15 protein-coding genes are annotated in these 14975 nt (G+C 43.3%); 13 read left to right on the forward strand and 2 right to left on the reverse strand.

The genetic code is table 11. The features are described 5' to 3' along the window. A partial coding sequence (locus tag BMX84_RS11630) for a pseudouridine synthase (protein WP_246791075.1) occupies positions 1-409 on the reverse strand: 409 nt, incomplete at its 3' end. A 348-nt stretch (positions 410-757) separates the two neighbouring features. Between BMX84_RS11630 and BMX84_RS11635 the strand changes: the two genes are divergently transcribed. The 4 genes from BMX84_RS11635 to BMX84_RS11650 all read left to right on the forward strand — a co-directional run bounded on the left by BMX84_RS11635 (position 758) and on the right by BMX84_RS11650 (position 4590). Then, positions 758-2335: a GGDEF domain-containing protein gene (locus BMX84_RS11635; protein WP_143058722.1), complete on the forward strand. Its 1578-nt coding sequence runs from the start codon at positions 758-760 to the stop codon at positions 2333-2335. Positions 2336-2340: 5 nt separating this feature from the next. Further along, complete coding sequence (locus tag BMX84_RS11640) at positions 2341-3003, forward strand: putative bifunctional diguanylate cyclase/phosphodiesterase (RefSeq protein ID WP_091490011.1); 663 nt, start codon at positions 2341-2343, stop codon at positions 3001-3003. Between the two features lie 214 nt (positions 3004-3217). Continuing rightward, the gene (locus BMX84_RS11645) at positions 3218-4084 is read left to right on the forward strand and encodes an alpha/beta fold hydrolase (protein ID WP_091490014.1); all 867 of its coding nucleotides are present in this window, start codon (positions 3218-3220) and stop codon (positions 4082-4084) included. Positions 4085-4197: 113 nt separating this feature from the next. Further along, positions 4198-4590 carry a VOC family protein gene (locus tag BMX84_RS11650; RefSeq protein WP_091490017.1) on the forward strand — a complete coding sequence of 131 codons (393 nt, stop codon included), beginning with the start codon at positions 4198-4200 and terminating at the stop codon, positions 4588-4590. A 35-nt stretch (positions 4591-4625) separates the two neighbouring features. Here the strand turns inward: BMX84_RS11650 and BMX84_RS11655 are convergent, their stop codons facing one another. Continuing rightward, a complete protein-coding gene (locus BMX84_RS11655) occupies positions 4626-5117 on the reverse strand; it encodes a cupin domain-containing protein (protein WP_091490019.1) in 492 nt (163 codons plus the stop codon). A gap of 194 nt (positions 5118-5311) precedes the next feature. Here BMX84_RS11655 and BMX84_RS11660 point away from each other — a divergent pair, with 194 nt between their 5' ends. From BMX84_RS11660 to BMX84_RS11700, 9 genes are all read left to right on the forward strand, one after another. Continuing rightward, the gene (locus BMX84_RS11660; RefSeq protein ID WP_218142377.1) at positions 5312-6160 is read left to right on the forward strand and encodes a metallophosphoesterase; all 849 of its coding nucleotides are present in this window, start codon (positions 5312-5314) and stop codon (positions 6158-6160) included. Positions 6161-6267: 107 nt separating this feature from the next. Continuing rightward, positions 6268-6711 (forward strand): OsmC family protein, encoded by a 444-nt coding sequence (locus BMX84_RS11665; RefSeq protein ID WP_091490042.1) that lies wholly within the window; start codon positions 6268-6270, stop codon positions 6709-6711. 352 nt (positions 6712-7063) lie between these two features. Further along, positions 7064-8314, forward strand: coding sequence for a cytosine permease (codB, locus tag BMX84_RS11670; protein ID WP_091490022.1), 1251 nt, complete (start codon positions 7064-7066; stop codon positions 8312-8314). A 3-nt stretch (positions 8315-8317) separates the two neighbouring features. Continuing rightward, positions 8318-9574 carry a cytosine deaminase gene (gene codA / locus BMX84_RS11675; RefSeq protein WP_091490024.1) on the forward strand — a complete coding sequence of 419 codons (1257 nt, stop codon included), beginning with the start codon at positions 8318-8320 and terminating at the stop codon, positions 9572-9574. Positions 9575-9696: 122 nt separating this feature from the next. Beyond that, positions 9697-10134, forward strand: a complete 438-nt coding sequence (locus tag BMX84_RS11680; protein ID WP_091490026.1) for an OsmC family protein — start codon at positions 9697-9699, stop codon at positions 10132-10134. A gap of 305 nt (positions 10135-10439) precedes the next feature. Then, positions 10440-11285 (forward strand): MurR/RpiR family transcriptional regulator, encoded by an 846-nt coding sequence (locus tag BMX84_RS11685; RefSeq protein ID WP_091490029.1) that lies wholly within the window; start codon positions 10440-10442, stop codon positions 11283-11285. Further along, positions 11285-12175 carry an N-acetylmuramic acid 6-phosphate etherase gene (gene murQ / locus BMX84_RS11690; protein WP_091490032.1) on the forward strand — a complete coding sequence of 297 codons (891 nt, stop codon included), beginning with the start codon at positions 11285-11287 and terminating at the stop codon, positions 12173-12175. Before BMX84_RS11685 ends, murQ begins: the two co-directional genes overlap by 1 nt. Before the next feature lie 47 nt (positions 12176-12222). After that, a complete protein-coding gene (locus tag BMX84_RS11695; RefSeq protein ID WP_091490034.1) occupies positions 12223-13650 on the forward strand; it encodes a PTS transporter subunit EIIC in 1428 nt (475 codons plus the stop codon). Then, positions 13637-14683, forward strand: coding sequence for a MupG family TIM beta-alpha barrel fold protein (locus BMX84_RS11700; RefSeq protein ID WP_091490037.1), 1047 nt, complete (start codon positions 13637-13639; stop codon positions 14681-14683). The genes BMX84_RS11695 and BMX84_RS11700 overlap by 14 nt, the downstream gene beginning before the upstream one ends. The last annotated feature ends 292 nt before the right edge of the window (positions 14684-14975 follow it).

Genomic DNA, 14975 nt, shown 5'->3' on the forward strand with positions numbered 1-14975 from the left:
TCTGGCGGTCCACCGAGACGATATATCTTTTTTCGTGTTCATTTTCAGAACGCAGGATCTCGTTCACGATGTCGCCGTCATTCGTAAGTAAAATAAGGCCTTCTGAATCCTTGTCCAGGCGTCCGATATGAAACACACGGAACGGATGGTTGACCAGGTCGACGATGTTGCCTTTGACGTCTTTTTCGGTCGTACTCGTGATGCCGACAGGTTTGTTCAAGGCGATATAGACATTGTTCCGGGCCACAAAGATCTGGTTGCCGCCGACACGGACGTCATCACCCGGTTCGACCTGACTGCCGACCTCTGCCTTTTTACCGTTGATGGTCACTTGCCCTTGTTCGATCAATCTGTCGGCACCCCGTCTGGAGGATTTACCCGCTTCGCTGATAAATTTATTGATACGCATGCTGACACTTCCTTAATTTGAGGATGTTTATCTCTATTCACTATACCTTAAATGAATAAGGAATCAAGGCGTGAACGGTTTTAATACGACCTGTCTTCACAGTTGAAATTTTTATTGAAACAATCTTAACTTACTAAAGAAAAGTGCGATAATAAGACTGTGGATTATATAAAAAAGAAAGCGTTATATCACGTGGTAGATGTCTAATATAATAACGCTATATCTTAAAAAGGAAATAATTTTAGACGCTTATACAAGGTTAAGCCTGCAGTGAGATGTGGGAGAAGAACAAGCTGCAAGGATTTATGCTGTAAACGAATCATATATAGAGAGATTAGAGGGATAAGAGTGTTCAAGCGTGGAAGATTTATTATAGGCATAATGGGAATAAATATCATCATTTTTTATGGATGGCTAGTGTTCAGTGGAGGGAATTCCTGGCTGTTAGCGGTAGGGGTAAACCTTCAGCATATAGCCGGATTGATTTTTGGGAATGTTTTTACATTTAGAGCGTTCAAACGCACTAAAAATAAAGAACGGAAATTCTGGTCCATACTTAATTTAGGCTTGTTTACCTATCTCGTGGCCAATTTGTTCTGGCTGTTTTTTCTTATCGATGATGTGAGGACTGTTTTTTCAGAGAGTGCGTATTCTCTCTGGCTGGCCGCGTATATCCTGATTTTATCTTCACTGATTTACTGGATAAGGTGGGCGAAACCCAATGCCTTTAAAGGTGTTTATTTATTTAATATTATCATCTTTATGATCACCGCAGCTTCTATCAGTCTGCATTTTCTTATTGAGCCTATCATCACCTTATCAGGTGCTTCAGTATGGAATACGGCTGTCATGTTAGCCTATCCTGTTGTCGACTTGAGTTTACTTTTCCTTGCAAGTATTATTTATTACCTGATTCATAAAGACAGGGATAAAAGTGTGATGCTGCTTATAGTCTCAGGTGTTTTTTTACATACGATGGCTGATTCGTATTCTGTCTATTCTGGAGCTTTAGAAAGCTATTCACGAGGGGGCGTATCAGATTTCCTCTGGCTGATGAGTATATGGTTGATCGGTCTGGCTGGATATTATATGACAGCAGCAAACGAAAAACCGTTGAAAAGTATAGAAAAAACATATGAAAAATTGAATGAGGTCATGCCTTATATCAGTACGGTCATACTGATCGTATTGGTCAGTGAAAGTTATAACTGGGATTTTAATATATTAAGCCTTGGGTTGGTTATCATCGTTTTCATGATCATCGGCCGACAACTTTTTGTGATCAAGGAAAATAATCGATTGATAGATGAATATCGGCACTTGGCTTATCATGACCCACTGACCGGCTTATATAATCGGGTAAGCTTCGAAGAGCACATGAACAGCGAGATGAAACAGTTCGATAATGGCAATACGGCCTTACTACTGGTCGATTTGGATCGCTTTAAAGTGGTCAATGATACGCTGGGACACCAGGCCGGCGACTACATTCTCGTGAAAATATCTGAATATCTGCAGCATATCCTGGGTCCAGATACTCAAATCTTCAGACTTGGCGGAGATGAATTCACCGTGGTCTTGTCTAATGCAACGGAAGAAAAGTGTATAAAGATTGCAGAAACGATCCTTGAAAAGTTCCAGCAGCCTCTTTCAATGTTTAACCATGAAATCATCGTAACGGCAAGTATGGGGATCAGTATGTACCCGACTCACGGAGAAACGTTTGAAGAATTATTTAAATATGCCGATGCTGCGATGTATCTTGCTAAAGAAGGCGGTAAAAACGGCTATCGTTTTTATAATGATGACTTGAATCAGAAAATGTCACGACAGATGAGGATCGAGAGTGACTTAAGAAAAGCTCTTGAAGAAGAACAGTTTGAAGTTTTTTATCAGCCCAAAGTCGAATTGAAGACAAAAAAATAATAGGGATGGAGGCTTTACTGAGGTGGCAGCATCCTGAACTTGGCTGGATCTCGCCGGCGGAATTTATTCCGATAGCCGAAGAAAATGGTCAAATCATCTCCATTGGGGAATGGGTTCTTAAAACAGCCAGTCTTCAAAGTAAAAATTGGCAGAAAAAAGGGCTGACGCCAGCCAATATATCGGTCAATGTCTCAGTTCGGCAATTCCAGCAGGGGACGATTTTAACACTGGTCAAAGAAGCCTTAGAAGAGGCGGAATTGGATCCACGCTTACTGGAAATCGAAGTGACGGAAAGCATCATGCAGGATACGAAAGAGAGCACAGAAATCATCTGCGGATTGAGAAGATTAGGCGTCCGGATCTCGATCAATGATTTTGGTACGGGATATTCTTCGCTCAATGTCATCAAGCAGCTCCCCATCGATACCATTAAACTTGATAAAACATTCATTGAGGATATGGCAAGTGCCGACCAGCAGGCCATGGTCAGAACCATCGTTAACTTGGGTAATGATCTGCATTTGAATGTCGTGGCTGAGGGAATAGAAACGGAGTATCAGTTAATTAAACTGATCGAAGCCCGCTGTGAGTATGGACAAGGTTATCTCTTTTCAAAAGCTGTGCGGGCAGAGAGAATAGAAGAGCTGCTCAACGAAAAAACAACTTAGAAAGGCCACTGATTTTATCTTACTAATAGATCATCAACCAGACGTTTTTCTCAAAATGAAGAGAAGAGCGTCTGGTTTTTTCTCGTTCTTTAAAACTAAACAGTCTTTTTTGAACGTTACAGTTGAATAATCTATGTCAGGTAAAATAATATGAACCTAAGAGAACAAGAATAGATAACTGAATGCATGAACTAAACAAGAGGAGGAAATTAAAATGGCAGCGCTGGAACATAACTATATCCAAACGAATGGGATCGACTTGCATGTCGCTGCAGCTGGTCCTGAAGACGGGACAGGGGTTCTGTTTCTACACGGCTTTCCTGAATTCTGGTACAGCTGGCAAAAGCATCTTTCTTATTTTGCGGATAACGGCTACCGGGCAATGGCGCCGGATCAGCGCGGGTATAACTTGAGTGATAAGCCCAAAAGAGTCAAAGACTATAAACTGGATGAACTGGTATCGGATATCGTGGGACTGATAACAGCGTCTGGCAAAGAGACGGTCACTCTCGTGGGTCACGACTGGGGTGGGATCGTAGCCTGGCATGTCGCTAGACAGCACCCTGAACTCATTGATAAACTGGTTATTTTGAATGCGCCCCATGAAAGAGCGATGATCAAGCACATCCGTCATAAACCATCACAGCTATTGAAAAGTTCCTATATCTTATTTTTTCAGTTCAGAGGTATAGTTGAGTGGACCCTGCGTCTCCTTGACTGGAAACCTTTCACCAAAACAATGGAGAAAAGCAGTCAGAAGGGGACGTTCAAAGAGGCTGATTTAGACCAGTACGTTTCAGCCTGGTTAAAACCCCGTGCAATGAGCTCCATGTTGAACTGGTATCGGGCTAATGGAAAAACATTCATGAATGGACAGGGACCGATCCGTGTCACTGTACCGACTTTAGTCATCTGGGGGATGAAGGATCAGTTTTTGGATTCAGATCTGGCACATGAGAGTCTGGCGTATTGTGATAACGGGAAAGGTCTCCTGCTCGGGGAAGGAACGCACTGGGTCCATATTGAAGAAACAGAGCATGTCAGTCAGCGGATCATCGATTTTATTGAAGGAAAGCAGTAAAGGGTGAGAGCGGCAGTGGAATGACTGAAGACTTTTGCTTAATAACAGCTGAGTATAGGTGTATGCTATGTATGTGAGGAAAAACAATACTATATAAAAGGTGAGTGGAGAAAATGATCAAAGGGATTCATCATAAAGGACTACAAGTGACCGACATGGAGAAAACACTCCATTTTTACTGTGATATTCTGGGATTCACGCATGCATTCGATCTGAAAGACGATGACGGAAAGCCATGGATCGAATACGTCAAGGTTGCCGATGGGTCATTTGTGGAATTTTTCTATGGCGGGACTAAAGAAGAAAAACACCAGTATGATCACATTTGTTTTGAAGTGGAAGAAATTGAAAAACTAGCTCAGGAACTGAGAAAAAAAGAAGTCGACTTTGCTCAGGAGCTGTCTGTAGGGAAAGATACCAACACCCAGTTCTGGCTCAGAGACCCTGATGGTAACTGGCTTGAGTTCATGGAACTTGATCCGCAGTCCCCTCAAAAGACAAGTTGATCGATTGATAAAAGACTCGCTGACAACGCACCTGTTCATTCGGGGAGCGTGTCGTAAGCGAGTCTTTTTATGATAGTTGAGTGTTCGGGGTATTTTTCCAGCAGTTCTTTTTTCGTAAACAACCTGAAATCGGAGAAATCAAAGCCGGGAACGACCGTGCAGCTGACTAAGGCATAGCCGGTTTCGACTGTGGAACCAAAAATAGTCCCTGCTGGAACGGTATGATGCAGGTGATGCCCTTGTTCGATATCCAAACTTAGTGTGGTCTTTTTGTATGACCCATCGGGTAAAAGAGAATGGACGGTGAGTGGATGACCGGCATGATAAAACCACATTTCATCGGAAACAAGTCTATGAAAATGAGAGGGACTATCTGTGGTCAAAAGGAAATAAATCGATGTATACAAAGCAAAATCCTTTCCATTTTTCTCATATGTCTCATCAGATAATTCAGTTTGTCTGAAGTATCCACCTTCCGGATGAGGTTCAAGGTTCAATTCACTGATCCATTGTTCTGCTGTTTTCATCTTTCATTCTCCTCACATATCTTAATCTGATCTTTAGTATATCAGATAAAATCAGAGACCAGGTAAAACCTTTTAAAAATGCTTCATATTCATTGATTTGACCTATATCCGGTATAATAAGTATAAGAATAAGTTAGAGGGTGGAATGAGATGAAAAAAAGACAAAAAAATGGCTGGTTGCTGCCGGCGCAGTTTTGTTAGCTATCGCTATATGGGGATTCGTCGAACCTTACATCCTTGATGTTGAGGAAGAAGAAGCAGCGATAACGAACCTCCCTTCCGAGATGGAAGGTAAAAAAATCGCAGTCATTGGAGATTTTCAAATAGGCTTGTGGCTGGATAACGTGTGGACCGTGGAAAAAGCAGTGGAAGACGTGATCGATATGGATCCTGCAGCCATACTTATTACAGGGGATTACGTGTATCATGTAGACAATATGGATGACCCTGAAATAGCAGAAGTCATGGAAGTCATGCGTCCACTTGCAGAGAGTGGTATACCGGTTTACAGTGTGCTCGGGAATCATGATTATGCCATGTCCTCTCAAGATGTTGAGCCAAACACGGAACTGGCGGAAGGGCTGGCTACTGAATTATCCTCTTTAGGCATCATGGTGCTGGATAATAAAAATGAGATCCTTCTAGAAGGTGTAAATACAGATTTATATGTCGTCGGACTGGGGTCGCACTGGGCTGGTAATGACTTGGCGAACAAAGCATTCGAAGGGGTCCCTGAAGAAGCGCCCCGAATGGTTCTGATGCACAATCCCGATTCATTTAAGACGCTGGCAGGTGGTGTATCCCCTGTGGCTGTAGCCGGACATACCCATGGTGGGCAGATACGTGTGCCATTTACAGAAACATGGTCTTATCTAAATCTGCTTCAGAGTGGAGAAGTCACTACAGACGGATGGATAAAAGAAGATTATGGATCTGCCGGAAACAGCTTGTATGTAAACAGAGGCATCGGCATGAGTATCACTCCGATGAGGATAAATGCTGTACCTGAAATAACTGTCTTCACGCTTATTAATAAGGACTAAGTCATGCACAAATGTTCACAAAAATATCACATACTTACTATTTGTACTTATTTATTAAAAGTAGAATTAACGATATAATGAGCAAAGACTTGAGAAAAGGGATGATGATGGAAAACAAAAAAATGAAATTTGCAGTGAATGCTAAAACTGATGGGTTCGCATTAACAGCCAAGGCTGGAAAACATGAACTTATTCTAGATGAATCAGAAACAATGGGCGGAAAAAATACCGGTCCTAATCCGATGCAGACAGCACTAGCCGCTTTGGTTTCATGTGAAAACGTAACAGCTAATATGGCTGCCAGAGAAATGTACTTTGATTTAAAAGGGATGACGATCAATGTATCGGGTACATTCGATCCCCGTGGTTTTATGGGCGATGCATCTGTTCAGCCGTATTTTGAAGAAGTAACGATCAATGTAAAAGTTGATACGACTGAATCAGTAGAACGCATCCAACTGATCAAAGAACAAGTGGAAGCCCGCTGCCCCATCTACACACTATTTAAAGCAGCCGGCGTTGAAATGAATGACAACTGGGTCAAAGCTTAATTACCCAGAAAAGAAGAACAGCCATCTGATGTGATGGCTGTTCTTTTGTCTGCAAAAAAGTATCCCTTAAATTATTTACATGATATCAGATATTCCTTAAATTGAGATTGACAAACAGACAAAGTATTGAGATAATAACTCCAATTGAATATTGGTACCTTTAAATCAGTCCCGTGAGGCTGACAAGGACTACGGATGAAAAATCAGGCGACAAGTGTATCTACTACACGTGTGTCTTTTTTTCGAACGCTTCTTGTCGTATCGGGCAGGAAGCTTTTTTTATGCAAATATTTATGTATAAAAACCTGCCAGGTATGGGTACTAATAAGCAACCAAACAAGGAGGAAGAAAAATGGACAAAGACTTTTCACTACAGGCAGTACCTCAGGCAGATCGCAATGGGTATCTAAGAATGTTTGTCGTCATGCTGGGCTTTACATTCTTTTCAGCCAGTATGCTTTCAGGCGGGGAACTGGGCCTCGGACTTACGATGAAAGAATTCATCTGGATGGTGCTGTTTGGCAACTTTATACTGGGTGCATATACAGGAGGTTTGGCTTATATCGCGGCGAAAACCGGTCTTTCCACCCACTTGCTGGCAAGATATGCCTTTGGAGAAAAGGGGTCGTACTTGGCATCCTTTCTGCTGGGAGCGACCCAAGTCGGCTGGTTTGGAGTAGGGATAGCCATGTTTGCCGTACCGGTCAATCGTGTGACGGGCATCGACATGTTTACTCTGATCGTGATTTCAGGAGCGGCGATGACTTTTTCGGCATTCTTCGGGATGAAGGCTCTAGCCATCTTAAGTTTTGTGGCAGTACCTGCCATTGCAGTTCTTGGAAGTACATCAGTGGGTATCGCTGTCAGTGATCTTGGTGGTCTGTCCGAATTGTTTGCCTATCAGCCTGAACAGTCACTGGGTCTGGCTGCGGCGCTGACGATCTGTGTAGGCTCATTTGCCAGCGGAGGGACGCTCACACCGGATTTTGCCCGCTTTGCAAAAACTAAAAAATCAGCGGTCCTTACCACGTTGATAGCCTTCTTCGTCGGCAACAGTTTAATGTTTTTGTTTGGAGCTGTTGGTTCCATTGCCACAGGGGCCGGGGATATTTCAGATGTGATGTTTTCTCAGGGTCTTATTATCCCGGCTGTCATTGTATTAGGGTTGAATATCTGGACGACTAATGATAATGCACTGTATGCCTCTGGCTTAGGCTTTTCCAATATAACAAAAATCAGTAAAAGTAAACTGGTTGTTTTCAACGGCATTGTCGGAACGTTACTGGCGATGTGGCTTTACAATAACTTTATAGGCTGGCTGACACTCTTGGGAGGCGCACTTCCCCCAATCGGCGCTATCATCCTGGCTGACTACTTTATTCTTAACAAAGGACATTATCTTAAGCTGGACGATATGGATCTAGAAGTGGTCAAATGGCCGGCGATCTTCGCCTGGATAGGCGGATTTGCTTCAGCACAATGGCTGCCGGGCATTCCGCCACTGAACAGTATGATCGGAGCAGTCGTCCTGTTTGTGGGACTGACTAAACTGGCAGAAAAAGCAAAGGACCAGAAACAGGCAACTTTAGGGGAAGAGGTTTAATCGATGATCATACAAAATGCAGCTTTAGTAAAAAGAGAAGGCCTATGGAACATTCACATAGAAAATGGCCAGTTCATTAAAATAGAAAAAGCCCGTTCGGTCGACGGCGCATTGGATGTAGAAGGTAAGTTAGTGAGTGCGCCATTTATCGAACCGCATATCCATCTGGATACGACCTTGACAGCTGGAGAGCCGAAATGGAATGAGAGCGGTACGTTGTTTGAAGGGATTTCAACGTGGGCGGAAAGAAAAAAGACACTGACTATAGAAGATGTTAAGAAACGGGCAAAAAAAGCCTTGTACTGGCAGATCGCTCAGGGCATTCAAGCGGTGCGGACCCATGTGGACGTCTGTGATCCATCATTGACAGCATTAAAAGCTTTACTGGAAGTGAAAGAAGAAATGAAGGCATATATTGACCTGCAGCTGGTCGCTTTCCCTCAAGAAGGCTTCCTCTCATATTCTGATGGGACGGAACTGGTAGAAGAAGCCTTGAAACTGGGAGCGGATGTGGTAGGCGGTATTCCTCATTACGAGTTTACCCGTGAAGACGGAGTGGAATCTATGAAGATCGCATTTGACTTAGCTGAAAAATATGATCGACTCATTGATATTCACTGTGACGAGATCGATGACGAGCAGTCACGGTTCGTGGAAGTCGTTGCGGCAGAAGCGTATAAAAGAGGACTCGGGAGCAGAGTGACCGCAAGCCATACGACGGCGATGCACTCGTATAACGGGGCATATGTCTCCAAGCTTATGAAGCTGTTAAAGCTGTCCAAAATCAATTTTGTGGCCAATCCGCTGGTGAATATCCACTTGCAGGGACGGTTCGATGACTACCCGAAACGCCGTGGGATCACCCGCGTGAAAGAATTGAGTGAAGCGGGACTGAATGTCTGTTTCGGGCACGATGATATATTTGATCCTTGGTATCCCTTGGGAACAGGGAATATGCTTCAGGTCCTGCATATGGGGATCCATGTCACTCAATTGATGGGCTACAATCAGATCGTTGATTCGTTCGATTATATAACGGATAACAGTGCAGTCACACTGAATATTCAAGACGTGTACGGTATAGAAGAAGGTAAGCCGGCTAACTTTATCATCTTGAATGCCACAAATCGATATGATGCACTGAGAAAGCAGGCTGAAGTGCTCGCCTCCTACCGTAAAGGAAAGAAGATAGCAGAAACAAAACCCAAGGCAGCCTCTGTTTATTTGCCCGAAACTATGATGATCGATTTCGAAAGATAAGCAATTTATGAAAAAGCCAATGATATAAAGTATTTATGATCCAGGAAGAGTTTGATTCGTTTCTTATTTTACTGAATGTAAGTATGGAGAAGGGTATGATTTAGTAAAGGATGATAGAATTGATGAGAAAAATGACTGTTTCTGTAAATGCTCAAAGTGAAAATCTTGTGGTGAGAGCAAGCACAGGAGAGCATAAGATTATTTTCGATGAGTCTGAAGTGTATGGCGGACAAAATAAAGGGCCGCACCCGATGGAGACCCTGCTCGCGACGTTGGCTTCGTGTACAAATATAACAGCGAATATGATCGCCGGCGAAATGTATTTTGACTTGAGAGGTCTGTCCTTTGATGTGCAAGGGGTATTCGATCCATTTGGGGTTATGGGTGATGCATCCGTTCATCCTTACTATGAACAGGTGACCGTCAATGTTCAAGTGGATACGCCGGAAGACGACGTGGAAATTCAAGCGTTAAAGAAACAAGTGGAAGCCCGCTGTCCCATCTACACTTTACTTAAAGCCGCAGGAGTTAAAATGAACGATAGTTGGGTCAAAGCTTAAAAAAATGAAGAAGGCTTTGGAAAAACATTAAAAAAGAACATACCGTCAATTTCAGGGACATTCAATCCTTGAATTGACGGTATTTCTGCTTTTTCAGCCCATTATTGAAACAGACCTATGTCAGAATGACTATAATATCTTTTCCAGTCCGTTTAGTATAATATAAATAGGGTGAGTATTGTTTCATAAATTTAAGCGTATTCACCAAATAGTATCCAATAGGCGGTACTTTGTTTTATAAAGTAAGCGTTTCATTGACACTATGTTTTATGATGTTAATATAGTAGTGAAGAGGGAGATAAATTATGGCCATAGCAACGTTAAAATTAAAAGAATATAAAAAGGATGCCAGCCCGACAGAAGTGGCGATCATCGATTACATTTTAAAAAATGCAGAAGAAACCAGTCGAATGACGATATATGATTTAGCGGAGAAGACGTTCTCCTCCCCTTCGACAATTATTCGTCTATGTAAAAAGACTGGCTACAAAGGCTACAAGGACTTTTTGAAAGATTTGATCTATGAACAGGCTGTTCGGTCGAATTACAAAAAGAAGCATATCGCTGAACTGACAAAGACGGATGAAATAGAAGAAATCATTAATAAAGTGACACATAAAAATATTCTTTCACTGGAAGAAACAGAAAAACTGATCGATACAGAAACGATCAAAACATGTGTACAAAAACTGTTTGAGTGCGAGAAACTGACTATTTTCGGTATGGGAGCCTCGCTTATCGTGGCCAAAGATGCCCAGCTGAAGTTTACACGTATCAACAAAATGTCTTATGTCAGCGAAGACTGGCACACTCAGTTGCTCATGGCCAAAAACATGAGTGAGAAGGATGTTGCCTTAGTGATTTCCTATTCCGGTCAGACAGAAGAAATGATCACCTGTACGGAAGTGGCAAAGGAGAATGGTGCCACGATCATCTCAATCACGAAAACAGATGAATCACCGATCAATAGATTAGCAGATTATGCGATTTATGTCGCATCAAATGAGTTCAGCTTCAGAAGCGGGGCGATGTCGTCGCGTATTGCACAGTTGAATATCATCGATATCCTCTTTACGAGCTATATCAATAAAATGTACGAAGAGACTATCGAGATACTTGAAAAAACACAGATAAAAAAGGAGCAGGACTGATGGTAGAGTTAGGAAAGATGGAAACAGAAAAACAGAATCCCAATACGATGAATCTTGATCAGATGAGTGTGAAAGAAGCACTCACTGTAATGAACAATGAGGATAAAAAGGTGGCAGAAGCCATTGAGGAGGTGATTCCTGAAATTGAAAGCGCCGTCCACACGATCATCGGTCAACTGAAAAAAGGAGGGAGACTGATCTATACAGGTGCCGGTACGAGTGGTCGTCTAGGCGTTCTTGATGCTTCTGAGTGTCCACCGACCTTCGGCACACCGAAAGAAAAAGTCGTGGGTCTGATCGCAGGTGGTGAACGTGCCTTTACGGAAGCCATCGAAGGTGCAGAAGATAGCCAGGAGTTAGGAAAAGAAGATTTAGTAAAGTTAGAGTTGAATGAAAACGATGTCGTGGTGGGATTAGCCGCAAGTGGACGTACCCCTTATGTCATTGGTGCATTGAATTATGCGGGAGAAATAAAGGTTCCAACGATCGCCATCGCCTGCAATAAAGACACCAAAATCGGTCAGGCAGCGGATATTGCTATTGAAGCGGTCCCGGGTCCAGAAGTCCTGACGGGCTCGACACGTTTGAAGGCAGGGTCCACACAGAAAATGATCCTGAATATGCTGTCGACGATCGCCATGGTAGGGGTCGGCAAGGTATATAAAAACCTGATGGTCGATGTTCAGCCGACAAACGAAAAACTTGTATCACGTGCAGAAAACATCGTGATGAAAGCAACGGATGCTGACCGAGAAACGGCTAAGAAAGCTCTTGCTGAAAGTGACGGCAAAGTCAAAGTTGCCATTATAATGATTTTATTAGATATCGATAAAGAGGCTGCCGTCAACAAGCTGGAAACATCAGAAGGACATGTTAGAAAAGCACTTTAATAAAAATACGTTAATAAAAAACAAAAATGAAAAGGAGCAACACACAGATGGTTAAAAACAATGAAAAATTAGCTCAAGAAATCGTCGATGCAGTTGGTGGCAAGGATAACATCGCTTCCTCCACGAACTGTATGACCCGTGTCAGGATGAACGTCAAAGACAAGAGCCTGATCGATGAAGCTGGACTTAAAAATACCGAAGGCGTCATGGGCGTGAATGATGCAGATACTTACCAGGTCATTGTTGGACCGGGAACGGCTAAAAAAATCAATGATCTGCTCGTAGAAAAATACAATGTACAGGATTCATCCGGCAGCGCCAATAACTGGCAGGAAAACAAACAGCAGATCAAAGGCGGGCAGAAACAAAGCAAATTCAAACAAGCCTTAGCCACGATCGCCAATATCTTTATCCCAATGATCCCTGCGATCATTGCCGCCGGTATTTTCCAGGGACTAAGCGGACTGCTTGGTACAATGATCAGCGAAGGGACGATCAGCGGCGATGTCTGGGAAGGTATCCGCATCACCTTTGCATTGATCGGTAACTCGTTCCTGGGCTACTTCGCTATCTTCACTGGTGTGAATGCGGCCAAACGCTTTGGTGCAACAGAAGCCTTAGGTGGGATGATCGGGGCCATGTCAATTGCGGCACCACTGATCGATCTATCCACACTCGTTGGTCTGTATGATGCTGAACAGCCGCTGAATTCGATCCTGACAACGGGTAAAGGTGGGATCATCGGTGTTATCTTCGGTGTATTCATCCTGGCGAAGATAGAAAAAGCTGTACGAAAACGTACACCGGATGTCCTGGACTTGATGGTCACGCCGATCGTGACCTTACTCATTACGACCCTGATCTTTGTCTTTATCATCATGCCAGTTTCAGGCTTCTTTTCTGATTGGCTTGTACGCGGATTAAGCCTGATCATTGGTTCTGAAAACACATTTGTAAGTATCTTGTCTGGCTATATCTTAGCTGCAGTCTTCCTGCCAATGGTATTGGTTGGTCTGCATCACGGGTTGATCCCAATCTATGCCATTCAACTTGAAGCTTTAGGTGGCGTATCACTGTTCCCAGTATTGGCTATGGCCGGTGCCGGACAAGTTGGAGCAGCCATTGCCATTTACTTGATCGCTAAAAAAGTCGGCGACGAAAGAATGAAAGGCGTTATTTCAGGCGCACTGCCTGCGGGTATCCTGGGGATCGGTGAGCCTCTGATTTACGGTGTCACACTGCCTTTAGGTAAACCGTTCATCACGGCCGGTTTAGGTGCAGGCTTTGGTGGCGCATATGTCATGATGATGGGTGTTATGGCAAATGCCTGGGGACCATCCGGCTGGGTCGCCCTTCCATTGATGCAGGATGGAATGATTCATTACGCAATCGGAATACTGATCTCTTATCTTGGAGGATTCATCATCACACGTCTATTCATTAAAGAGGACGATTTAAGAAATGCAAACATCTAAAATTTTTGGATTCGCCGTTTACGTGTCCGCATTTAAACGGCAGCGTCCATTCCTTGAAATGATGAAGAATCAAAACGCACCGGTCTTTACCTCTCTTCATATGAATGAAGAAATGACGGATTCTTATGTGGATGATGTGGAAGAGATGTGCCAATGGCTGCATGAGAACGGGTTCTGGATCATGGCGGATGTATCGCCGTTGACGCTGAAACGGTTTGGCGAGGACTCACTGGCTTCTCTGGCTCGTCGTCTTCATTTAGATAACTTGAGGTTAGACTTTGGCTTCGATTTAAAGCAACTGAAAAAAGATGAGTTGAATGTCAGTTTCACCTATAATGCCTCAACGCTGCTGAATCAGGATAGTGAAGAAGCAGAAGCCTTCTACATGCATAATTTTTATCCGAGACCTGAAACGGGGCTGGATGACGTCTTCTTTACTTCGCTGAATCAGCGGATCAAAGAGGCGTCTGGGCAGACCCTGGCTTTCATATCCGGCGATGAGGAAAAACGCGGGCCTTTGTATGAAGGTTTGCCGACCCTTGAAGCACACCGCTATCTCTCTCCTTATGCCCAGTGTGTCGATCTGATGAAGCATTATGGCATAGATAAAGTCTTTCTGGGCGACATAAAAATGTCTGACTTTGAACTGGACTTGATTACGAAGTATTTAGAGGACGGACTGATCCGTCTTCCGGTCAAACTGCCGGCAGCATTGGATCATTTGTATAATGAGAGATTTACTGTCCGGGTAGACTCACCAGGCACGCTGATCCGTGTCCAGGAGTCCAGACAGTACGCGCAAGCCGGAAAACACGTCGAACCGGACCAGACAGACATGCGTCTGAGAGGATCCGTTACGATGGATAACGAGCGCTATAAACGCTATTCAGGAGAAGTCCAGGTGACAAAAGCCGATTATCCGAAAGACGATCGGGTGAATGTCATCGGAAGGTTGAGTGAAAAGTACCATCTTCTGCTCGATAATCTCCACAATGGTGAAACCTTTATGTTCGTACCTGAACGAGGGGAATAAAAGAAGGAAAAAGTAAATGGAAGAGGTTGGGACAGCTCAGTTGTTCCAGCCTCTTTCGTTTATTTTCTGGCAACATTTAGATGAAAGTAGCCTTCGACTGACTGATCTAATCGATTAACGATACTTCTGAAGCACATCATGCAATAACTTGATGCTGCACGATCTTTACAGCTAATTCTACCGTTATTACTGCATAATAGTAGTTGCAACATCAGTATTGGAACAGGTTTTGACAAGGTATCTTCTAAAAACAGGTTGCAATAACAGTATTGGAACAAGTTTTGACAAGGTT

This window comes from Alkalibacterium putridalgicola (genome assembly GCF_900109825.1).
Taxonomy (GTDB): Bacteria; Bacillota; Bacilli; order Lactobacillales; family Carnobacteriaceae_A; genus Alkalibacterium; species Alkalibacterium putridalgicola.